We start from the raw sequence: 19,948 nt of genomic DNA on the forward strand, positions 1-19,948 counted from the left end.
TATCAATAGCCAGCGTAAATATCAGAAAAGCAAAAGGGCGATATTAATATCGCCCTTTTTGTCGTATTGCCGCATCGTGATTGCCGTATTAGGCTTCGATTGCCATACGTAATTTTTTCATCGCGTTCTTTTCAAGCTGACGAACACGTTCCGCAGATACGCCATACTGATCAGCCAGCTCCTGCAACGTAGACTTATTGTCATCGTCCAGCCAACGGGCACGAATAATATGCTGGCTCCGCTCGTCCAATCCTTCCAACGCATAAGACAGTTTATCTGCCGCGTGGTTATCCCAGTTGTCCTCTTCGATGCCATCAGCAAAGTCAGAGGTTTTATCCTGTAAATACAGGACTGGGGCCATAGATTGGCCGTCACGTGCTTCGTCATCTGGAGATGGGTCGAAAGTCATATCCTGAGCGGACATGCGTGATTCCATCTCACGAACATCTTTACTGGTCACACCCAGTTCTTTGGCAACCAGCTCTACTTCATCCTGATTAAACCAGCCCAGACGCTGCTTGGTTTTACGCAGGTTAAAGAACAACTTACGCTGAGCTTTTGTGGTCGCGACTTTAACAATTCGCCAGTTACGCAGAACATATTCGTGAATTTCTGCTTTGATCCAGTGTACTGCGAAGGACACCAGACGTACCCCTACCTCAGGGTTAAAACGGCGAACCGCTTTCATCAAGCCAATATTACCTTCCTGGATAAGGTCGGCTTGTGGCAAACCATACCCAGAATAGTTGCGGGCAACATGAGCGACAAAGCGCAGGTGAGACAGGATAAGCTGTTTAGCCGCTCCCAGATCGCCCTGGTAATGCAGCCGTTCAGCCAGCTCCCGCTCTTCCTCTGCAGTCAGCATCGGATAGGCATTGGCAGCCCGAATATAGGCTTCCAGACTACCTTGGGGTACTAAGGCTAAAGTTTGCATTTCTTTGGTCATTCAAAACCCTCTCATTGCATCTATAGGTATAGTGCGGTTTTATCTCAGCGCCGATATTTTAGCATCTGCTTAGGCAGATTCAAGCGCTGGGCGCTATATCATTTCACTGTGTTCTTCGACTGGTTATTGCCAAAAAAGTTCAAACTAGATCACATTTCTCAACTGTAGATCCTAGCAGATAACCCGGAGTGTGTCAGGGGAGAGTCAGCGGAATTAACGGGCAAACAACGACTCTTTCCCTGCCTTAATCCGAGCACTGCAGGGAAAGAGTATAACAAACATTTTTTACTGCGGTGTAAATCGGCGTAAATGTTGAACCGTCGCCAGCCAAGCTGCGATCCAGCCAATCATGGCAGAGATCAATACCAGTAATAGGCACTCATCCCAGCTTAAGCCGTGTAATGTAAAGCTGGTGCCAAACACTGTGGCTACCTGCGTAACCACCGAACCCAGCTTCCATACCAGTGCTTCAGACAGAATCAGTGATAACACTGCGCCACTAAAGCCCAACATCGCCCCGCCGTTCAAGAACGGACGCAAGATAAACCCATCGGTCGCGCCAATCAACTTCATGACATTGATAGTGTCGCGCCGACTAAAGATGCTCAAACGTACACTGTTACCAATCACCAGGAACACAGCGACTATCATCAAAACACCAATCATTGCAGCAACTTGCCCAACTAATCCCGTTAGGGCTGCCAAGCGAGCAAACCAGCTGTCGTCCATGCGAACTTCCGCGACACCTTCAACTTTACTGACTCGGTCACGTAGAGTTTCCAACGACCCTGAACTTTGGAAATCCAACTTCGGTGTGATGATCGCGACAGCGGGCAATGGATTCTCTTCGAGCATATCCAGCGCACCACCAAAACCAGACCAGTTGCGGAACTCACCCATCGCTTCTTCTCGCGATAGATAGTTAACCTTCTCAACACCAGCTTCAGCTTTCAGTGCGGTTACGACATTTTCAGCCGCATTATCATCCAGAGCCTTATCCAGATAAATCGTCAATTGCGGAGTCGGATACCATTGATCCGCCGCCTGACTGACGTTTTTCCATACGATATAGCACACACTTGGCAGTGTCAGTGAGATAGCAATGACCATCACAGTTAACAACGTTGCCAAGGGTTGGCGCATCATATCGGCAATGGCATTAACCCACGAATAGCGCCACTGTTCGCGCCAGCCGCCTTTCAGCGCCTTGGTTTTTGCTTTCTGCGCGTTATTCGCCATGATGCGCTCCTAACATCCGCCCCTGACTCAGCGTCAAGATTGGGTAGCGCCGCCGGGCAATCAACGACGTATCGTGAGTTGCCATCAACACGGTCACACCCACACGGTTAAATTCTTCAAACAAACGCAAAATGCCTTCGGATAACGCATCGTCCAGGTTACCAGTTGGTTCATCCGCCAGTAATACCGCGGGCTTGTTCACCACTGCCCGGGCAATACCGACACGCTGTTGCTCACCACCGGAAAGTTGAATAGGGAAGTTCTTCGCCTTATCCAATAGCCCCACTTTATCCAGTGCTGCTGACACCCTGCGGCGAATATCTTCGGTGCTGGCACCAGCAATAATCAATGGCATAGCAACATTGTCATATACTGTTCTATCGAGCAGTAGATGGTGATCCTGGAAGATCATTCCGATCTGGCGACGCAAGAATGGCACTTCGCGGTTTTTCAAGCGGCTGATATCGTGACCACCAAACCAGATATGGCCAGCGCTCGGTCGCTCGATACCACAAATCAGTTTCAGCAGAGTACTTTTCCCAGCACCAGAGTGGCCGGTCAGAAACGCCATTTCCGCCGGACGCAGATGAAAATCTACCCCTTGCAGCGCCTGTCGTCCGCCTAGATAAGCTTTACTGACCTGTTCAAAGCGAATCATCCGTATTAATCCTCTCGGGCAAAAAGAGCCTCAATAAAATCGTCAGCCTTAAATGGCCGCAAATCTTCTATACCTTCCCCAACACCGATATAACGGATTGGGATACCGAACTGGTCTGCAATGGCAAAAATAACCCCGCCCTTGGCGGTGCCATCCAGTTTAGTCAGGGTAATTCCGGTCAGACCCACTGCTTCATTAAACAGTTTCGCCTGACTAACCGCATTTTGTCCGGTACTGGCATCCAACGTCAGCATAACCTCATGTGGGGCATCGCCGTCCAGCTTTTTCATCACACGGACAATCTTCTTCAGCTCTTCCATCAAGTGGGCTTTATTTTGCAAACGCCCCGCGGTGTCTGCCAACAGCACATCAATACCACGAGCTTTAGCCGCCTGAATAGCATCGAAAATTACCGAAGCGGAATCTGCACCGGTATGCTGTGCCACAACGGCAATTTTATTGCGGTCACCCCAAACTTGCAGTTGTTCTACCGCTGCGGCACGGAAAGTGTCGCCCGCAGCCAGCATGACAGATTTACCTTCCGCCTGGAATTGACGCGCCAGTTTACCGATAGTGGTGGTTTTACCCACACCATTAACACCGACCATTAAGATGACATACGGACTTTTGCCACTGACATCCAATGGTTTATCTACTTTAGACAGAATTTCAGACATTTCCTCTTTGAGCTTGCCATACAGCGCTTCAGCATCTTTTAGTTGCTTACGGCTGGCGTGTTCTGTCAAAGAGGTAATGATTTTACGGGTAGTTTCGACACCCACATCGGCGATCAAAAGCTGTTCTTCCAGCTCATCAAAGAGGTCGTCGTCGATTTTTTTACCGCTGAACAACCCCATAAAACCGGAGCCAAGATTCTGCTTGGTTTTAATTAAGCTGCGTTTTAGCCGGGCAAAAAAGCCTTCTTTAGTTGGCCGCTCTTGTTCCTGAGCCGCTACTGGAGCAATTTCTTCTTCCGTTTCATCGTCTTCGACTTCAGCAATATCAAGCTCTTCAATAACCTCAATCTGAGGTTCTTCGACTACAGCTTGTGGCGCTGGAGCATCAATAACAACATTATCTTCCATCAGCGGCAGTTCTGGCGCACTGACCGAGCCTTCATCCCATGAAGTAATACTCTTATCATCACTCTGTTGTTGTGAAGAATGATGCGGTGAAGAGTGATGCTGTGAGAAATGATGCTGTAAATACCGAGGATCTTCAGCAGAATCTATAGGTTTTTCAACGGCTATAGGTTTCTCGACGACTATAGTTTCGTCAATAACTATAGGCTCTTCAACAGATTGCGCAGTGTGTTCTGCTGCCACCTCTGGGAGAGTTTCAGCCGCAGCTTCACTGATGGCAACGCTATCCCATTCACCCGGGGTTAGTGTTGGCTGCTCTGCTACAGGCTCGGTTGCCGTGCTTTCAGGCGCTACATTAGCTTGTTTTTCACTGATAGCTTGCTGTTCGGCAATTTGCTCTGCTGTATCTTCTTTCTCAGTAGCCAATGGCTCTGCTGTGTTTTCTTCATTCTGCCGGCCAAGACCCAGCCAGGAAAAAAATCCACGTTTTTTATCTTTTGCCATTTTTGGACTCTAATTACTTTGGGTTTGCATAAATAAGATAATAGTTCGCAAGTCTATCACTTTCCCCTGAACAGCAACACGCGCACGATGCTGCTTTCTATTGTGAATTCAATCAACAAAGGTTTAACGTTTCCCCCACACTGCACACATAGGTAGAATAGCAACTAACTTTTTTATTCAGTGCTGTAATACTGGCCAATTCTCACATAAAGCGATCTATGGCAAAGCGACCGATAGTAAAAGCAAAACAAGCCCCATCACAATCAGCAGGGCAGATCCGCATCATTGGCGGTAAATGGCGAGGGCGCAAATTGCCTGTGCCTGATAGCCCAGGGCTGCGTCCAACCACTGATCGGGTGAGAGAAACACTGTTTAACTGGCTTGCACCGATGATTCAAGGTGCCCGATGCCTGGATTGTTTTGCTGGTAGCGGCGCATTAGGGCTGGAAGCACTATCGCGCTACGCAGGTGAAGCTATATTGCTGGAAGCTGATCGGCATGTCGCGAAGCAACTGAGCAGCAACCTGACGTTATTGAGTGCCGAAAATGGGCAAGTCGTGCATACCAACTCTTTGCAATGGTTGGCCCAACCGGGGCAACCTTTTAATTTGGTATTCCTTGATCCCCCTTTTCGTAAAGGTTTATTGGCTGAAACCATCAATTTACTGGAACAATTCAACTGGCTAGCGGCAGATGCCTGGATTTATGTCGAAGCTGAGGCTGAAAGCGCTGCCGCAGATGTGCCAGCCAGTTGGCAGTTACATCGTGAGAAAATTGCCGGGCAAGTTGCTTATCGCCTCTATATCCGTAACAAACCGACTCATCAAGATGCAGAATCCGTTGAAGAACAGGAGCAACACCATGTGGATTAACCTCGGCCGATTATTGATGCTAGGAGTATGGTTTTTCCTGCTCTTAAATCTATTTAAACCCTTTCCAACACCGTTAAAATATTTTATTAATGTTGCAATGATATTCATGGTGTTGATGCATGGGTTGCAATTGGTATTACTCAAATCTACCCAACCTAAAGACCAACCCATCAGTCGGTTACAACAAGTTAAAATTTTTGTCTTCGGCGTTTTTGAATTGCTGGCCTGGCAAAAGAAGCAACCACCAATTCCTAAGAAATAATGGCCTTACCCGTCATCTTTCAAGGTGCAGGGGTGTTGGCTGCTTTCGTTCACCCGAGTCATTTACTGATGTAAGCTCATCGGGATTCTCTCCTTTGCCGCCTTCCTGCATCTTGAAATCTATTGGGTACAGATATGTGCCATCTTTCAAGCTGCAGATGTGTTGGCTACTTTCGTTCACACGAATCACTTACTGATGTAATCTATCGGGGTCACTTATTGGTTACGGCTGTGTTGGGCGTGAAATTAATATAACGGGTTCCCTGTAGGCGTAGCGTCCCTTGGGCACCCTGCTCAATACGATTATATTCCTGTAGCGGTAGTATCATTTTGATTTCACTGTTATTTTTCGATGCTATTTCACTAAAAACCGATCGAAAATCAACTTCATAACGCTTTTCTTCGGCAACAATCTCTTCACGCTGACGTGAACGACGATTGGGAGCCAATACCTCTCGCTTATTAATGACTTCAACTTGTAAGCTGCGCACCGGTGAGCGGTCATTTTCCGCTTCCTGCCGTTTTTTCTGCCAATACTGACGGGTTGCCAGCACGGCAATCAGCACAACTACAGCAATAAATAGCAACGGAGGTTTGTTCATAAAATCTTACGAACCCCACTCAAGAGATAGGTTTAAGGTTTATTACCTGGCAGATAAGGGAAGCTCATCACGTTATTGCCCAGTTCGGAGATCCGAGCACTGCCCTTTTCCGTTACCGCATCAATGCGAATCACAGAATGAAGTGGAATATAGCTACGGTTAACACCAGAAAACTCTGTCTTCAATTTTTCTGTTGATGGATCAACCAGTAATGTGGATTGGCTATCAAAGACAAAATCAGCAATTTCAATAAACCCAAACAGGGTACTTGGGCCAACCTCACGGACATAGAGCTGATAATTCTTACCGTTATTAATAAATTGAATACGATAAAGCAATTGTTCATTAGCCATGGCGTATTGCCTCTATCCCTTGATTTAACGAACGGAAATCGGCGTTAACATAACATGTGGGCCAAACAAGACCAAGAGCTGTGCCGACCGATTGCTCCGCTAAACCTGATTATGCGCACTGCTACGCATTAAGTGGCATAAATCATGCAAATCACGTGAGCGTATCTATCACTCTTTGTTTCCATCCCTTACACTTGAAGGATGTATACTAAAAGTTATTGGCGTTGCGGATTATCATTACAACACAGGTACTTTCATTGAAACCTGTATAGAAAAAGGATAAATAATGAGCTGGCCATTCCTTGCTGTATTCTTTTCCGGTTGGTTGTTTGTTGATGCAACTTACCGCGGCCCACGTTGGCAACGTTGGGTATTCAAACCCGTCACCTTGTTACTGTTGCTGTTACTGGCATGGCAAGCACCGATCCTCGGCCCTGCCGGTTATCTGATTGTATTCGGTCTGGTGGCAACGCTGGTTGCAGACGCCTTATTACTGCTACCCAGTGAGCGCTTACTTTATGCTTTGGGTGCATTCTTCCTCTCTCATTTACTGTATACCATCAGCTTTGCCAGCCAGATGACCTTCACCCTATTCTGGCCGCTTCCTTTGGTTTTAATTATTGTTGGCGCGCTATTGTTGGCAACAATCTGGAGCAAGTTAGAAGAGATGCGTTGGCCGGTAGTCGCTTTCGTCGGCATGACATTACTTATGGTGTGGATGGCAGGTGAACAGTACTTTGCTCGTAGTACCGACCTGAGCTTCTCATTGCTGGCAGGTACCGTGCTTTTGCTGGTGTCGCATACTATTTGGTTACTGAATCGCTATCGTTTCTCGTTCCGCGCTTCAGCTGCCGTCGTCGCTGGCTGCTATTTTGTTGGGCACTTCCTGATTGTTCGGTCGCTGTATCTGTAATTAACCCATTACAGTACAAAGCAATTTAGCAACATACTGATTTATAAAGTTACGGAGACACAGCCCCAAAGATGGGGCTGGAATATTTGGCGCAAGATGTGCTCCCTTCCGTTATACCCTCATCGCCGACTAGCCTCCGTTTAGTAATTATTCTCATTTAGCCTCTTGACTCTGGAGTTGACTCTAAGGTGTAGAGTGCAAGCATACTGGCTAAATCCAGTATCTCTTTTACATTTTGTCCAGGAGGCATCATGCATTCACATTCTGAACATCGGAATTCAACTGATACACATAGCCACTGTGGCTGTGGTCAAACCCATGCGAAAAAACAAACGGGTTGCAGTAGCCAACAAGCCACCAAAACCGGTAATGACAGTACAAATCCAGTGAGTGAACATTCACATCACGAAGGGGGTTGCTGTAGTCAGAGCCATGCCGATGAGGGTGATGACGAGAGTGACATACTTGCGGCAACGCTACCTACAGGAAGTCAGCGTTTTAGCTGGCAGGTCAAAGGGATGGATTGCCCGAGTTGCGCCCGCAAGATTGAAAATGCAGTTAGTAGTTTGATTGGCATTGAAAATGTAAAAGTCCTCTTCGCGACGGAAAAATTGGTGGTTGATGCCAGCTCGGATATTCGCCCCCAAGTGCAAAGTGCCGTCATGAAAGCTGGTTTTAGTCTGATAGATGCTCAATCAGCTGTGACGAACCCAGCGCCAGAAACACGCTTTAGTGAATATCTACCAATCGCATTATTAACCACGCTGATGCTTATCAGCTGGGTAATCTCGTTATTTAGCACTGAGCTGAGTGAATTTGCTTTCACCGCGACAACCATTGTCGGGTTGATTCCTATCGTAACTAAAGCTTGGAAACTCATTCGCTCAGGCACACCTTTTGCCATTGAAACCTTGATGAGCGTAGCCGCCATCGGGGCAATGTTTATTGGCGCAACAGCTGAAGCTGCCATGGTGCTGCTGCTGTTTATGATTGGTGAATTACTCGAATCCTATGCTGCAAACCGCGCGCGCCGTGGAGTCACTGCGCTGATGGCGTTGGTGCCGGAAGAAGCGCTGCTGTTGAAAAATGGGGAACGCAGACCAGTTCCTGTCGCCAGCTTGCGTCCCGGCGATATCATTGAAATCGCGCCGGGTGGCCGCCTGCCCGCAGACGCAGAATTAATCACCGCATTTGCCAGTTTTGATGAAAGCGCCCTCACCGGAGAATCTATTCCTGTTGAGCGCCAACAAGGCGAGAAAGTTGCGGCGGGGAGCTTATCGGTCGATCGCGCCACTGAAATGCGCGTTATCTCGGAACCGGGAAACAATGCCATCGACCGTATTTTACAACTGATTGAATTAGCAGAAGAACGGCGCGCACCTATTGAGCGCTTTATTGACCGTTTCAGTCGAATTTATACTCCGGCAATTATGTTTCTCTCGGCGCTGGTGATGTTGGTTCCACCTTTGGCTTTCGCCGAGCCTTGGGAGACCTGGATTTACCGTGGCCTGACACTATTGCTCATTGGTTGCCCATGCGCACTGGTCATTTCCACACCGGCGGCGATCACCTCGGCATTAGCGGCGGCAACTCGCCGTGGGGCACTGATTAAAGGCGGCGCGGCATTAGAGCAACTTGGCCGAATTCAAACTGTCGCCTTCGACAAAACTGGTACCCTCACTGAGGGTAAGCCGAAAGTTACCGATATCCTGCCCGCATCTGGCGTGAGTGAAAGTCGCCTGTTAGCCATGGCCGCAGCGGTCGAGGCTGGGTCACATCACCCATTGGCTATCGCTATTATGCAATCAGCTAAACAGGGTAGCACGCAAATGCTACCGCTAGCGGAAGATCGCCGAGCCTTGGCGGGGGTGGGCGTTGAAGGTGTGGTTAACGGCCTAATTGTTCGCGTCAGCGCGCCAGGGAAAATATCACCGGCATTATTGACTGCCGAGTGGCAAGCTCAGCTCGATCTGTTGGAAAGCAGCGGTAAAACCGCAGTCGCGGTGCTGGAAGATGAGAAACTCATCGGCTTATTGGCACTGCGAGACACTTTACGTGCCGATGCCAAACAAGCTATTGATTCGCTGAAAACGTTAGGTATTCAAGGTGTCATGCTCACTGGCGATAACCCACGAGCCGCAGCGGCAATTGCCAGTGAATTGGGGATTGATTACCGCGCCGGGTTGCTACCTGCCGATAAAGTACAAGCGGTTATGGCACTCAATGAGACGCAACCAACCCTGATGGTTGGCGACGGTATTAATGATGCTCCGGCCATGAAAGCCGCCAGTATTGGTATCGCCATGGGTAGCGGCACGGATGTCGCCTTGGAAACCGCCGACGCCGCACTGACCCATAATCGGCTTACCGGATTGGCTGAAATCATTCTGCTATCACGAGCAGCTAACGCCAATATTCGCCAAAATATTACTATCGCCTTGGGGCTAAAAGGGATTTTTCTGGTGACCACATTGCTCGGCTTAACCGGTTTGTGGCTAGCGGTATTAGCAGATTCCGGTGCTACCGCCTTAGTCACCGCCAATGCCTTGAGGTTACTGCGCAAAAGAGAGGTTTGAGTCTCAGGGCAAAAGCGGCGGATTACTCGGCTTTTGCCCCTTTTTTAACCAGATACCGATAGGGAGTCTGTGTGGTGTCTTGCGCCAGCAACTGGTGATCCATAAAGCGACAAAAACCGGGGATATCACGGGTGGTGGCGGGGTCGTCAGCAATAATTAGCAGCGTTTGGCCATCTTCCATATGCCGGACAGTTTTACGCACCATCATCACTGGCTCCGGGCAGCGCAATCCCAATGCATCAAGGGTTTTATCCGGATTGGCAAAAATATCGGTCATTGCGGTTCTCTTGTCAGTCAGTAGCAATATAAAAGAGGTTCGATAGTTTACTCTGCTGTTTTTCAGGTGCAAGCCGCGCTAACGTTTGCGTTAAAATTAACCATTGCATTCGTTGCGCAAACGCGTATTATGCCGCGCGTCGCATAAATTGCGGCACATTCTGTTTGGGTTCCCTCACCCCAATAACCAAAAAGGTCACATTTATGTTTTCGTTTACTGCCCAACAGCGGATGACCGCTTTGGTATGGCTGTCGCTATTCCATATTGTCATCATTACCTCCAGTAACTATCTGGTGCAATTACCGATCGCTATCTTCGGTTTTCACACCACTTGGGGGGCTTTTACCTTTCCGTTTATCTTCTTAGCCACTGACCTAACAGTGCGAATTTTTGGTGCCCCTCTGGCGCGCCGGATTATTTTGTCGGTCATGGTGCCTGCGTTGCTCATTTCGTACCTTATTTCAGCCCTGTTTTATCAGGGAAGTTGGCAAGGATTCCCGGCGTTAACCAGCTTTAATTTGGTTGTGGCGCGCATTGCAGTGGCTAGCTTTATGGCCTATGTGCTTGGACAAATTCTTGATGTTCAAGTATTTAACCGCCTACGTCAGCGCAGTGCTTGGTGGGTCGCCCCGACTGCGGCGATGTTCTTCGGCAATATCAGTGACACCATGGCGTTCTTCTTTATTGCGTTCTATCGCAGCACTGACCCGTTTATGGCGGCAAACTGGGTGGAAATCGCCTTAGTAGATTATAGCTTCAAGCTACTGATCTGCATGTTATTCTTCCTGCCAGCCTATGGCGTGATGCTCAATGTGTTACTGAAATATTTTGCCCGGAAAACTAGTCAGCAAGCGCTAAATCAGATGAGTCCCGCTGAACAATAGATTGCTTTTGGCGTCTGAATAAGGTGCGATAAGACGATTAATCATCAATAAGGGATTCTCATGCATAAAATAACCAAGTTTCTCGCCGTCGGCCTGCTAGTTGCCGGATTAAGTGCCTGTGATGGTAACAGCAATAACAATGTAGGCCAGCCAGTCAGTCTGTTGGAAGGCAAAGTTGCTTTTAGCTTGCCAGCTGATTTATCAGACCAAAGCGGGAAAATGGGCAACCAAGCTAACAATATGCACGTTTATGCCAATAAAACTGGCGATAAAGCGGTTATCGTGATTTTAGGTGATAACACCGATGAAGGTTTGGATGTCCTGACTGAGCGCTTGGCTGAACAGCAGCGCGCCCGCGATGCCAATCTTCAGGTTGTGACGAATAAAGCGATTAAAGTTGATGGGCAACCCTTCCAGCAACTGGACAGCATTATTACCAGTGGTGGTGATAAAGCCTATTCATCAGTATTGATGGGGAAAGTTGATAATCATTTGATAACAATGCAAATTACGCTGCCAGCTGAGAATCAGCAACAAGCGCAAACTGAAGCAGAGTCCATCATCAGTACCTTGAAACTGAAATAATCGACCTTGATAGCGCGCGGCTAAACCGCGCGCTGTCTGCATCATCCGATGAGGGATTGTGCCAGCAACGTAATCGGATGCTCACATTTCTTACTCGTCGACATCTCAATCTGCCATTTGCAGGTTTCGCAGTCGGTAATCACCAGATCAACACCACTCTCCTCAATCTGCTGGAATAATGTTGCCCCAATTCCTTGAGCTGTTGCGTAGTTCTCTGATTTAAAACCATAAGTCCCAGCAATCCCGCAACATTGGGAATCTAAGACCACCAGCTCAATACCTGGAATACGCTGCAACAATGCCAAGGTATAAGCCGTCCAACCCATTTTCTCCATATGGCAAGGTGTGTGATAAGCAATGCGCAATGGTTTGTTTTCTTTAGAGAATAAAGGTTTTAGCGGTAACTCTCGTCCTTGATCCAATAAGCGGTAAATGTAGCGAGTCGCCAGCTCTACTCTGTCACGCACTGGGGCGGTATCCACATCCAACAAATGCGGATACTCATCTCTCAAGGTAAAAGTACAGCTTGAAGAGGTGGCTACCACCGGGATATCCCGGCCAATTACCGCATCAGTCAGTGACTCGAGATTCACTCGCGCCTGTTTTTTTGCCTGCTCGATAAATCCATTCGCAATCAGCGGCACACCACAGCATTTTTCCCGCTTAAGTAACTGGACACCAATGTTCATCGCGTTGAATACGCTGACTAAATCCTTGCCTAGCTGCGGATGGTTATAGTTAACAAAGCAACCATGGAAAAAGGCTACTTGTTCAGCATATTGCTGCTGTTTTTGCGCTTGTTTGTGATACCAGCGGCGGAAGGTGCCAAATGAGTATTTAGGTAATTCGCGCCGATGGTCAATTTTCAGTGCTTTATCCAGCAAGACCCGCACCGGTTTTAAACCCGTAACCGCATTAATCACCGGGGCAAAAGGTGTCGATAACGTGCCCATGATGTCGGTATGGCTGAGAATAGCATCGCGCAGTTTGGGTTTATGGCTGCTGTAACTGGCTTTCGCGCGCTGAATGATGTCACCGATTTTCACATCTGACGGGCATGCCACTTCGCAGCGTTTGCAGTTAGTGCAGTATTTCAAGGCATCGTCATACAGTGCCGGATCTTTCAGGCGCAGACGCTCACCATCAGGACCGGCCTGTTTTGGCCCCGGATAAAGCGGATTAACCTTGGCTACCGGGCAATAAGTGGTACAAACCGTACATTTTATGCAGCTTTCAAAACTGTTATCACGTGCCAAATGCTTATCCTGAATGTCTCCGTCCTGTGGTAACCATGTCATAGTGTCACCTCCATAGCGCTGACAATTTGCTCTGCAACGAACAGGGCGCTGGTCAGCGAAACTCCGGCCCCGCAGCCTTGTTGCAGCGGATCGTAACCACCCAGTACTGCGCCAATAACATGCAAATTATCCAGTGCAATGCCGCCACGTAGCGCCCGGAGTCGGTTATCGGTATTCACGCCAAACTGCAAATAAGGTTGTGGCGCAAACATATTGCTGTGGCTCCAATCGGCACGGTTTGGCAGCGATAAAATATCCAGATCCAATATGGGCTCATAGACATGCTCAAAGGTCGCCACCAACCCATTACTGAAGAAGCTGCCACTGGCCAGAACCATCTGGGCAGCACGCAATGGAATATCCCCGTGGTTACGGCTATAAAGTCCGGTAATTCGGTTCCCCACCAGTTCGGCACGTAGCACCGCATCACCCGGCATCACAATGCCGCCAAGTTGCTGAAAACGCTGGCGTAGGGCTTGATGCAGGCGCATACCAAGTAACGACGGTGGTAATGTCGGTAGCAGTTGAATGGGCTTTCCCACGGCGGCTCGTAGCGCTTCCAGTGGCGCTGACTCATCCAGACCAATACAGGCAGGCAGTAAAATCATTTCCGCCGCGGATGACAAACGCGCTAACTCGTCGGCCAGCGGTTGCAGATTTTCTGGTTGGTCCAATACGCGGGCAATGTTTACTGCACGAAATTCGCTGGGGTTATCCCGCAGGCGATCCAATGCAGGCAGATGCAGATAGTCCGGAGTGGCCTCGACACCTTGCTCTTGCAAGGCACTGGCGACCATTTGTGGCTGAAAATCGAGGAACCCCTCAATACCAATCACCGCGACTTTGTGCCACGGCAGTGGGCCTTCCAGTGGCGCGACCGGGATATCCACCGGGCTGAGCCAAGTGGGGCGGCAACTGCCCAATGGGGTAAGGCGTAAATGGTTTTTAGCCGCACTGCCGACCAGCTCTAAACCGCATCGTTGTAATAGGGATTCCGCTTGTTGCGCCAGTTCCCCCACCTGCCCGATTTGCCCCATCTTGCTGTAAGGATGTTCCGGCGCTAATTCAGCTAATGCTTCAAGCGCGCTGAGGGGTTGGCTAACCGCCCGCCCGTCCGGTAATTTTGCCAATAGATCCAAGGAACCGGAGGAAAAGTGCAGCGCATTTTGACCGGCGCTGACGATGGCACAATATTTACCTTGCTCAGCCAGACGAATACCGCAGGCCAGCCCCGCTAACCCACCACCGATGATAATCACATCAAATTTCATCTGGTTTCTCCTGAAGATTGGCCGCACGCGAGGTATCATCCAGACCGCAAAGCCCTTGATAAACCCAATGAGTAAACTCACTTTCCCGTAAAGCATCACCCCAAGCTATCGGGCGCACACCTTTCCAGCGCTCATTAAGGAATTGCACCAGCTGTTCACGGGATTGTTGCGGTGTCGTCACCTTAAAACGGCTGAGTAAACCTGCCGCCCGGCAAGCACAAAGCTCCCCCTGACAGGTGCCCATACCAACACGAGTGCGGCGGCGCAAATCCAATAGGTTATTAACTGAAAGAGATTCAATGGCATAGCGAACTTCACCGGCCGTCACCGCCTCACACTCACACACCAAGCTGTTATCCAGACGATTACCCGCCAGCAATTGTGTCGCGCGGTCGCCATGGCGATAAACCGCCGAGCCGCGAATACTGGCTGGCAAGGAAATCACTTTGCTGAGAGTCTGTTCTGCTGACTGCTGTGAACCGGGCAGTGGTTCTTGCGCTGTGGTACAGGCTGCCGTCACGCCAAGCTTTTCACAGACTTTGTCTGTCGCCCATTGTGCCATCAGCCGGTAAGTCATCAATTTACCGCCGGTGATGGTAATGAAGCCCTCCAACCCATCCCGGCTGGCGTGGTCCAGCAGTACAATGCCACGGCTGACATTTCGCCCCGAAGGGTCATCATCACTGGCAACCAAAGGTCTAACCCCAGCATATGCGCGTAAAATGCGCGTTTGCGCCAGTTGTGGTGATAATTTTGATCCTTCGCGAATTAAGGTGTCCACCTCTTGTGGCGTGACAACCATGTTATCTATCTGATCGTATTCAATATGTGTGGAGGTGGTGCCGATCAGTGAGATGGTATCGCCCGGCACCAGAATGTCGGCATCCGCCGGTTTACGGCAGCGGTTGATCACCATGTTATTGATCCGATGGCCCAGGATCAGCAGTGCACCTTTGGCTGGGAACATGCGGATCCGCAGATCGGCGTATTCCGCAATATGTTGCCCCCAGATCCCGGCAGCATTTACCACGATCTGTGCATGAATATCATATTGTCGCTGATTCTTATGATCGAAAACGCGCACACCTGTGACGCGATCCCCCTGGCGTAATAACCCAATAACCTCATGATAAGTCAATACATTAGCGCCATGCTCACGAGCATCCAGCATATTGGCAGCGGTTAAGCGGAAGGGGTCAACAGTACCGTCCGGGACTCGAACCGCAGCGATGAGTGAGGGATTGACGGCGGGCTCTAGGCGCAAAGCCTGTTTCGGATCAATAGCTTGCGCTGCTATTCCAGCTTCCTGACAGCGGGCAATAAATTGCTCCTGATAATCCAGAGAGTCTTCCGGCAAGGTGATAAACAAACCATCCGTTTGCTCAATACAATGGCGGGCAATACGTTTCAGAATTCGGTTTTCTTCAATACATTCACGGGCGGACTCACTATCAGTTACGGCATAGCGCGCACCACTGTGTAATAAGCCATGGTTACGGCCGGTAGCCCCGGTGGCAATGTCATGCCTTTCCAGCAATGTACAAGCCAAACCGCGCCGGGCGCAGTCTCGGGCGATCCCCGCCCCGGTTGCGCCACCACCAATGATGATGACATCCGTTTCTGTGTAAGGAGAACTGTTCGTCATGAAAGACCCCACATTATCAGACAGCCGTCTGGCGGCTAGTTATGAGTCTATTGAGCCACAGTCTTTATGGTTATTGTTTGATAAGGAACAAAAACGAACGAAAAACGAAAACAGAATGGTGTTTAAAAACCATGATTGTGATCAAAGTCACAGGTAATTTATGATTACAGGTTTCAAAATGTTAACCAATCGCTCAAAATTGCCGCCGCTTTCATATAACTGTAACAAATGCGCCATCACTCACAGATAAGTAGCAAGAATTTATCTAGCATGGCGCTCGTTATGGAACATAAACGACAGTAGCTTCGCTGTTTAGCTACCGGACGCCGTTTAACTACCGGATAGATACCAGGCTATACCGGAGTCAAAAACAACAAAAAAGCCATCGGAGGCACTCATGTTGAGTATTTTTAAGCCCGCGCCACATGTGGCACGGCTTCCCGCAGACCAGGTTGATCCCACCTACCGCCGCTTACGCTGGCAAATCTTCATGGGTATCTTCTTCGGTTACGCTGCCTACTATCTGGTACGTAAAAACTTTACTCTGGCCATGCCGTATTTGATCGAACAAGGATTCTCTCGCGGGGATCTCGGCTTCGCATTATCCGGTATTTCAATCGCTTACGGTTTCTCAAAGTTCATCATGGGTTCGGTTTCTGACCGTTCCAACCCGCGAGTATTCCTCTCCGCCGGTTTGATTCTCTCTGCGGCCGTGATGCTGTTTATGGGCTTTGTACCCTGGGCAACATCCAGTATCGCCGTAATGTTCGTACTACTGTTCTTGTGCGGCTGGTTCCAGGGTATGGGGTGGCCGCCATGTGGCCGTACCATGGTGCACTGGTGGTCGAAGAAAGAACGTGGCGGGATTGTTTCTGTCTGGAACTGCGCCCATAACGTGGGTGGTGGTTTGCCACCATTGCTGTTCCTCCTCGGGATGGCTTGGTTTAACGACTGGAAAGCGGCGCTATACATGCCAGCTTTCGGTGCCATTTTAGTGGCATTAATTGTCTTTGGTCTGATGCGTGATACTCCTCAATCCGTGGGCTTACCGCCAATTGAAGAGTACAAAAACGACTATCCAGATGACTACAGCAAAGAAGCAGAAGAAGAGCTAACCGCCAAGCAAATCTTCATGCAGTATGTGTTCCCGAATAAATTGCTGTGGTATATCGCCATTGCTAACGTTTTTGTTTATTTGTTGCGTTACGGCATCCTCGACTGGTCACCGACCTACCTGAAAGAAGTGAAACACTTCGCACTGGATAAATCGTCATGGGCTTATTTCCTGTATGAATACGCTGGTATTCCAGGGACGCTGCTGTGCGGTTGGATGTCCGACAAAGTGTTTAAAGGCAACCGTGGTGCCACCGGTGTGTTCTTTATGACGTTAGTGACTATCGCCACCATTATTTACTGGCTGAACCCGGTCGGTAATCCAGGTATCGATATGGCTTGTATGATCACTATCGGCTTCCTGATTTATGGCCCGGTGATGTTGATTGGCTTACATGCCCTTGAATTAGCACCGAAAAAAGCAGCAGGTACCGCGGCAGGCTTCACCGGTCTGTTCGGTTATCTGGGCGGCTCGGTCGCAGCCAGTGCCATCGTAGGTTATACCGTTGACTACTTCGGTTGGGACGGTGGCTTTATGGTGATGATTGGCGGCAGCATCTTGGCTGTGCTGTTGCTGCTCGTGGTGATGTTTAGTGAGAAAAAACATCACGAAGAGATGGCGAGAAAGCAAGACTTATAAGTCTGGCTAGTTAAGTTGTTCTATAGGCTGTGTCGTTATCTATGGATGTATAGCGCCACAGCCTTCATTCTCTACCCAATAGATTTCAAGATGCAGGAAGGCGGCAAACGAATGAATCCCGATGAGCTTACATCAGTAAGTGATTCGAGTGAATAAGAGCAACCAACGCAGCTGCGTCTTGAAAGATTACGAGTAAATGGAGCACAATCAATGCTAATTCATATAAAAACCCTGGCAGCGAGCATCATTTTGGCATCTTCGGTAGCGGGTATGGCGCACGCGGCAGAGTCATCTTCCTCGGACAAATCCACAGTCACCAAACCTTCAGCAGACAAAGTCGTGATCGCGCATCGTGGCGCCAGTGGCTATTTGCCTGAACACACACTGCCAGCCAAAGCTATGGCTTATGCGCAGGGTGCTGATTATCTTGAACAAGATCTGGTGATGACCAAAGATAATGAGCTAGTGGTTCTGCATGATCATTATCTGGATCGGGTGACGGATGTTGCCGAGCGCTTCCCGGATCGCGCTCGTAAAGATGGCCGCTATTACGCCATTGACTTTACGCTGCCGGAAATCAAGTCACTGAAATTTACCGAAGGCTTTGATATTGGTAAAGATGGTAAAAAAGTGCAGAGCTTCCCGGGTCGTTTCCCGATGGGCAAATCTGACTTCCGGGTACATACCTTCCAGGAAGAGATTGAATTCGTTCAGGGGCTGAATCATTCGACCGGTAAAAATATCGGTATCTACCCTGAAATCAAAGCGCCTTGGTTCCATCAGCAAGAAGGGAAAGATATTTCCACCAAGGTGTTGGAAGTGCTCAAGCAGTATGGTTACACCACCAAAGCTGACAAAGTTTATCTGCAATGCTTTGATGCGAATGAATTAAAACGTATCAAAAATGTGCTGGAACCGAAGATGGGCATGGACCTGAAATTGGTTCAACTGGTGGCCTATACCGACTGGAACGAAACCTACGAGCAAAAACCTGATGGCAAATGGGTTAATTACAGTTACGACTGGATGTTCAAGCCAGGCGCAATGAAGCAAGTCGCGCAATATGCTGACGGCATTGGCCCTGACTACCATATGCTGGTTGTCGAAAGCTCCACGCCAGATAACATCAAGCTGACCAATATGGTGAAAGAAGCTCATGCCAGCAATATGATGGTTCATCCGTACACCATCCGTGCTGACAAGCTGCCTAAATACGCCACTGACGTTAATCAGCTGTTCGATATTATTTACAATCAGGCGCAAGTTGACGGGGTGTTTACTGACTTCCCAGATAAAGGCGTGCAGTTCCTGCAAAAACAGGGGCAGCATCAATAAGTTGATGGCCTGACATTAACGAGAATAAGAAAATGGCGCACTGATAATTAAGTGCGCCATTTTTTCTCATAAATGAAAAGTCAGTTACTTATCAGTACCTAAAAACATTTTGCGCAGATAGTGCGGCACCGCATCATCAACATTCGAGCCAATCACTTCCAGATTCGGCAACATATCTTTCAGGCGCTGATGAGCATCACGCATGATGCAGCCTTTGCCAGACATGGACAGCATTTCCAAGTCATTCATCCCATCACCAAACGCGATACATTCTTTCAGTGAATAACCAATGATCTTGGCAACTTGTTCAAGTGCATGGCCCTTAGAGACACCGCCACCCATCACTTCCAGGCAAGTTGGGAAGGAGAAACTGACATTAACCCGATCGCCCCAACGTGCATTGATGGCTTCTTCTAAAATCAATAATTTGTCGTGATCTTCGCAAGTGAAATAGACCTTACACACCCCTTCGGTCGGCAGCAAAGCGGGTTCGAACACTTGGTAGTTGAACACAGATTCACGGAAAAACTCTTTCTGCGCCGGGCTTTCACGGTTCATATACCATTCATCGTTCAAATAGACGTTGGTTAAGATATCCGGATTATGGTGTTCAATATTGTACAAATCACGGGCGATATCAGCATCAAGGTTATGGCTGAAAATCAGTTCCCCTGCGGTGTTGTGCACACGCGCGCCATTGGAGGTGATCATAAAGGCACTGATCTCCAGGCTATCGCGGATCTGCGCCACATCGATATGATGGCGGCCAGTTGCAAATACAAAGTGCACATCACGTTGCGTCAGCAACTTAAGTGTTTCTTTGGCATACGGCGTCAGGATGTGGTCGGGTGACAGTAAGGTGCCATCTAAATCGGAAGCAACAACATGATACAT

20 protein-coding genes are annotated in these 19,948 nt (G+C 48.8%); 9 read left to right on the plus strand and 11 right to left on the minus strand.

All coding sequences use genetic code 11. The features are described from left to right. Nucleotides 1-88 precede the first annotated feature (88 nt). The 4 genes from rpoH to ftsY all read right to left on the minus strand — a co-directional run bounded on the left by rpoH (nt 89) and on the right by ftsY (nt 4,429). Nucleotides 89-946: an RNA polymerase sigma factor RpoH gene (rpoH, locus tag N0H69_RS20775; RefSeq protein WP_004391342.1), complete on the minus strand. Its 858-nt coding sequence runs from the start codon at nt 944-946 to the stop codon at nt 89-91. A 285-nt stretch (nt 947-1,231) separates the two neighbouring features. Beyond that, nucleotides 1,232-2,185 (minus strand): permease-like cell division protein FtsX, encoded by a 954-nt coding sequence (ftsX, locus tag N0H69_RS20780; RefSeq protein WP_050109731.1) that lies wholly within the window; start codon nt 2,183-2,185, stop codon nt 1,232-1,234. Next, nucleotides 2,175-2,843, minus strand: coding sequence for a cell division ATP-binding protein FtsE (ftsE, locus tag N0H69_RS20785; protein ID WP_019213191.1), 669 nt, complete (start codon nt 2,841-2,843; stop codon nt 2,175-2,177). Before ftsE ends, ftsX begins: the two co-directional genes overlap by 11 nt. Before the next feature lie 5 nt (nt 2,844-2,848). Next, nucleotides 2,849-4,429, minus strand: coding sequence for a signal recognition particle-docking protein FtsY (gene ftsY / locus N0H69_RS20790; RefSeq protein ID WP_050152142.1), 1,581 nt, complete (start codon nt 4,427-4,429; stop codon nt 2,849-2,851). Between the two features lie 218 nt (nt 4,430-4,647). Between ftsY and rsmD the strand changes: the two genes are divergently transcribed. Together rsmD and N0H69_RS20800 are read left to right on the plus strand one after the other, a co-directional pair. Next, nucleotides 4,648-5,301, plus strand: coding sequence for a 16S rRNA (guanine(966)-N(2))-methyltransferase (rsmD, locus tag N0H69_RS20795; protein ID WP_050152143.1), 654 nt, complete (start codon nt 4,648-4,650; stop codon nt 5,299-5,301). Beyond that, nucleotides 5,291-5,563 carry a DUF1145 family protein gene (locus tag N0H69_RS20800; RefSeq protein WP_050152144.1) on the plus strand — a complete coding sequence of 91 codons (273 nt, stop codon included), beginning with the start codon at nt 5,291-5,293 and terminating at the stop codon, nt 5,561-5,563. Before rsmD ends, N0H69_RS20800 begins: the two co-directional genes overlap by 11 nt. A 211-nt stretch (nt 5,564-5,774) precedes the next feature. Here N0H69_RS20800 and N0H69_RS20805 read toward each other — a convergent pair whose 3' ends face one another. After that, nucleotides 5,775-6,164, minus strand: a complete 390-nt coding sequence (locus N0H69_RS20805; RefSeq protein ID WP_050152145.1) for a DUF2500 domain-containing protein — start codon at nt 6,162-6,164, stop codon at nt 5,775-5,777. 32 nt (nt 6,165-6,196) lie between these two features. Next, nucleotides 6,197-6,517 carry a DUF1820 family protein gene (locus N0H69_RS20810; RefSeq protein ID WP_050109721.1) on the minus strand — a complete coding sequence of 107 codons (321 nt, stop codon included), beginning with the start codon at nt 6,515-6,517 and terminating at the stop codon, nt 6,197-6,199. A 286-nt stretch (nt 6,518-6,803) separates the two neighbouring features. On the opposite strand from N0H69_RS20810, the gene N0H69_RS20815 reads away from it, so the two are divergent. Together N0H69_RS20815 and N0H69_RS20820 are read left to right on the plus strand one after the other, a co-directional pair. Next, complete coding sequence (locus tag N0H69_RS20815; protein ID WP_050109719.1) at nt 6,804-7,430, plus strand: lysoplasmalogenase; 627 nt, start codon at nt 6,804-6,806, stop codon at nt 7,428-7,430. Nucleotides 7,431-7,681: 251 nt separating this feature from the next. Next, nucleotides 7,682-10,006, plus strand: coding sequence for a zinc/cadmium/mercury/lead-transporting ATPase (locus tag N0H69_RS20820; RefSeq protein ID WP_050152146.1), 2,325 nt, complete (start codon nt 7,682-7,684; stop codon nt 10,004-10,006). Between the two features lie 22 nt (nt 10,007-10,028). Here N0H69_RS20820 and tusA read toward each other — a convergent pair whose 3' ends face one another. After that, nucleotides 10,029-10,283 (minus strand): sulfurtransferase TusA, encoded by a 255-nt coding sequence (tusA, locus tag N0H69_RS20825; protein ID WP_050109716.1) that lies wholly within the window; start codon nt 10,281-10,283, stop codon nt 10,029-10,031. Between the two features lie 203 nt (nt 10,284-10,486). On the opposite strand from tusA, the gene N0H69_RS20830 reads away from it, so the two are divergent. Then, nucleotides 10,487-11,167, plus strand: coding sequence for a 7-cyano-7-deazaguanine/7-aminomethyl-7-deazaguanine transporter (locus N0H69_RS20830; RefSeq protein ID WP_050109714.1), 681 nt, complete (start codon nt 10,487-10,489; stop codon nt 11,165-11,167). Between the two features lie 60 nt (nt 11,168-11,227). Continuing rightward, nucleotides 11,228-11,752 (plus strand): DcrB family lipoprotein, encoded by a 525-nt coding sequence (locus N0H69_RS20835; RefSeq protein WP_050109712.1) that lies wholly within the window; start codon nt 11,228-11,230, stop codon nt 11,750-11,752. Nucleotides 11,753-11,793: 41 nt separating this feature from the next. On the opposite strand, the gene glpC is transcribed toward N0H69_RS20835, so the two are convergent. The 3 genes from glpC to glpA are packed head-to-tail and all read right to left on the minus strand — an operon-like array spanning nt 11,794 to nt 15,966. After that, nucleotides 11,794-13,050, minus strand: a complete 1,257-nt coding sequence (glpC, locus tag N0H69_RS20840; RefSeq protein ID WP_050109710.1) for an anaerobic glycerol-3-phosphate dehydrogenase subunit GlpC — start codon at nt 13,048-13,050, stop codon at nt 11,794-11,796. Further along, the gene (glpB, locus tag N0H69_RS20845) at nt 13,047-14,321 is read right to left on the minus strand and encodes a glycerol-3-phosphate dehydrogenase subunit GlpB (protein WP_050147099.1); all 1,275 of its coding nucleotides are present in this window, start codon (nt 14,319-14,321) and stop codon (nt 13,047-13,049) included. Before glpB ends, glpC begins: the two co-directional genes overlap by 4 nt. Next, on the minus strand, nt 14,311-15,966 hold the full coding sequence (gene glpA, locus N0H69_RS20850) for an anaerobic glycerol-3-phosphate dehydrogenase subunit A (RefSeq protein WP_050152147.1): 1,656 nt from the start codon (nt 15,964-15,966) through the stop codon (nt 14,311-14,313). The genes glpB and glpA overlap by 11 nt, the downstream gene beginning before the upstream one ends. Here glpA and N0H69_RS20855 point away from each other — a divergent pair. From N0H69_RS20855 to glpQ, 3 genes are all read left to right on the plus strand, one after another. Continuing rightward, nucleotides 15,965-16,123, plus strand: a complete 159-nt coding sequence (locus N0H69_RS20855) for a hypothetical protein (RefSeq protein WP_172665471.1) — start codon at nt 15,965-15,967, stop codon at nt 16,121-16,123. The two genes, glpA and N0H69_RS20855, sit on opposite strands and share 2 nt — an antisense overlap. Before the next feature lie 240 nt (nt 16,124-16,363). Continuing rightward, nucleotides 16,364-17,719, plus strand: a complete 1,356-nt coding sequence (glpT, locus tag N0H69_RS20860) for a glycerol-3-phosphate transporter (RefSeq protein WP_004710164.1) — start codon at nt 16,364-16,366, stop codon at nt 17,717-17,719. 210 nt (nt 17,720-17,929) lie between these two features. Further along, a complete protein-coding gene (glpQ, locus tag N0H69_RS20865) occupies nt 17,930-19,054 on the plus strand; it encodes a glycerophosphodiester phosphodiesterase (RefSeq protein ID WP_050123894.1) in 1,125 nt (374 codons plus the stop codon). Nucleotides 19,055-19,138: 84 nt separating this feature from the next. On the opposite strand, the gene yigL is transcribed toward glpQ, so the two are convergent. After that, a complete protein-coding gene (yigL, locus tag N0H69_RS20870; RefSeq protein ID WP_004710162.1) occupies nt 19,139-19,948 on the minus strand; it encodes a sugar/pyridoxal phosphate phosphatase YigL in 810 nt (269 codons plus the stop codon).

This window comes from Yersinia alsatica, assembly GCF_025133195.1.
Classification (GTDB): Bacteria; Pseudomonadota; Gammaproteobacteria; order Enterobacterales; family Enterobacteriaceae; genus Yersinia; species Yersinia alsatica.

Bases quoted from the DNA above. Each gene is read 5' to 3' on its own strand.
- glpQ (WP_050123894.1), top strand. From the start codon at position 17,930: ATGCTAATTCATATAAAAACCCTGGCAGCGAGCATCATTTTGGCATCT.
- N0H69_RS20810 (WP_050109721.1), bottom strand. From the start codon at position 6,517: ATGGCTAATGAACAATTGCTTTATCGTATTCAATTTATTAATAACGGT.
- N0H69_RS20805 (WP_050152145.1), bottom strand. From the start codon at position 6,164: ATGAACAAACCTCCGTTGCTATTTATTGCTGTAGTTGTGCTGATTGCC.
- N0H69_RS20855 (WP_172665471.1), top strand. From the start codon at position 15,965: ATGAAAGACCCCACATTATCAGACAGCCGTCTGGCGGCTAGTTATGAG.
- ftsX (WP_050109731.1), bottom strand. From the start codon at position 2,185: ATGGCGAATAACGCGCAGAAAGCAAAAACCAAGGCGCTGAAAGGCGGC.
- ftsY (WP_050152142.1), bottom strand. From the start codon at position 4,429: ATGGCAAAAGATAAAAAACGTGGATTTTTTTCCTGGCTGGGTCTTGGC.
- glpC (WP_050109710.1), bottom strand. From the start codon at position 13,050: ATGACATGGTTACCACAGGACGGAGACATTCAGGATAAGCATTTGGCA.
- glpB (WP_050147099.1), bottom strand. From the start codon at position 14,321: ATGAAATTTGATGTGATTATCATCGGTGGTGGGTTAGCGGGGCTGGCC.
- N0H69_RS20800 (WP_050152144.1), top strand. From the start codon at position 5,291: ATGTGGATTAACCTCGGCCGATTATTGATGCTAGGAGTATGGTTTTTC.
- glpA (WP_050152147.1), bottom strand. From the start codon at position 15,966: ATGACGAACAGTTCTCCTTACACAGAAACGGATGTCATCATCATTGGT.
- N0H69_RS20815 (WP_050109719.1), top strand. From the start codon at position 6,804: ATGAGCTGGCCATTCCTTGCTGTATTCTTTTCCGGTTGGTTGTTTGTT.
- rpoH (WP_004391342.1), bottom strand. From the start codon at position 946: ATGACCAAAGAAATGCAAACTTTAGCCTTAGTACCCCAAGGTAGTCTG.
- ftsE (WP_019213191.1), bottom strand. From the start codon at position 2,843: ATGATTCGCTTTGAACAGGTCAGTAAAGCTTATCTAGGCGGACGACAG.
- glpT (WP_004710164.1), top strand. From the start codon at position 16,364: ATGTTGAGTATTTTTAAGCCCGCGCCACATGTGGCACGGCTTCCCGCA.
- yigL (WP_004710162.1), bottom strand. From the start codon at position 19,948: ATGTATCATGTTGTTGCTTCCGATTTAGATGGCACCTTACTGTCACCC.
- N0H69_RS20830 (WP_050109714.1), top strand. From the start codon at position 10,487: ATGTTTTCGTTTACTGCCCAACAGCGGATGACCGCTTTGGTATGGCTG.
- rsmD (WP_050152143.1), top strand. From the start codon at position 4,648: ATGGCAAAGCGACCGATAGTAAAAGCAAAACAAGCCCCATCACAATCA.
- N0H69_RS20820 (WP_050152146.1), top strand. From the start codon at position 7,682: ATGCATTCACATTCTGAACATCGGAATTCAACTGATACACATAGCCAC.
- N0H69_RS20835 (WP_050109712.1), top strand. From the start codon at position 11,228: ATGCATAAAATAACCAAGTTTCTCGCCGTCGGCCTGCTAGTTGCCGGA.
- tusA (WP_050109716.1), bottom strand. From the start codon at position 10,283: ATGACCGATATTTTTGCCAATCCGGATAAAACCCTTGATGCATTGGGA.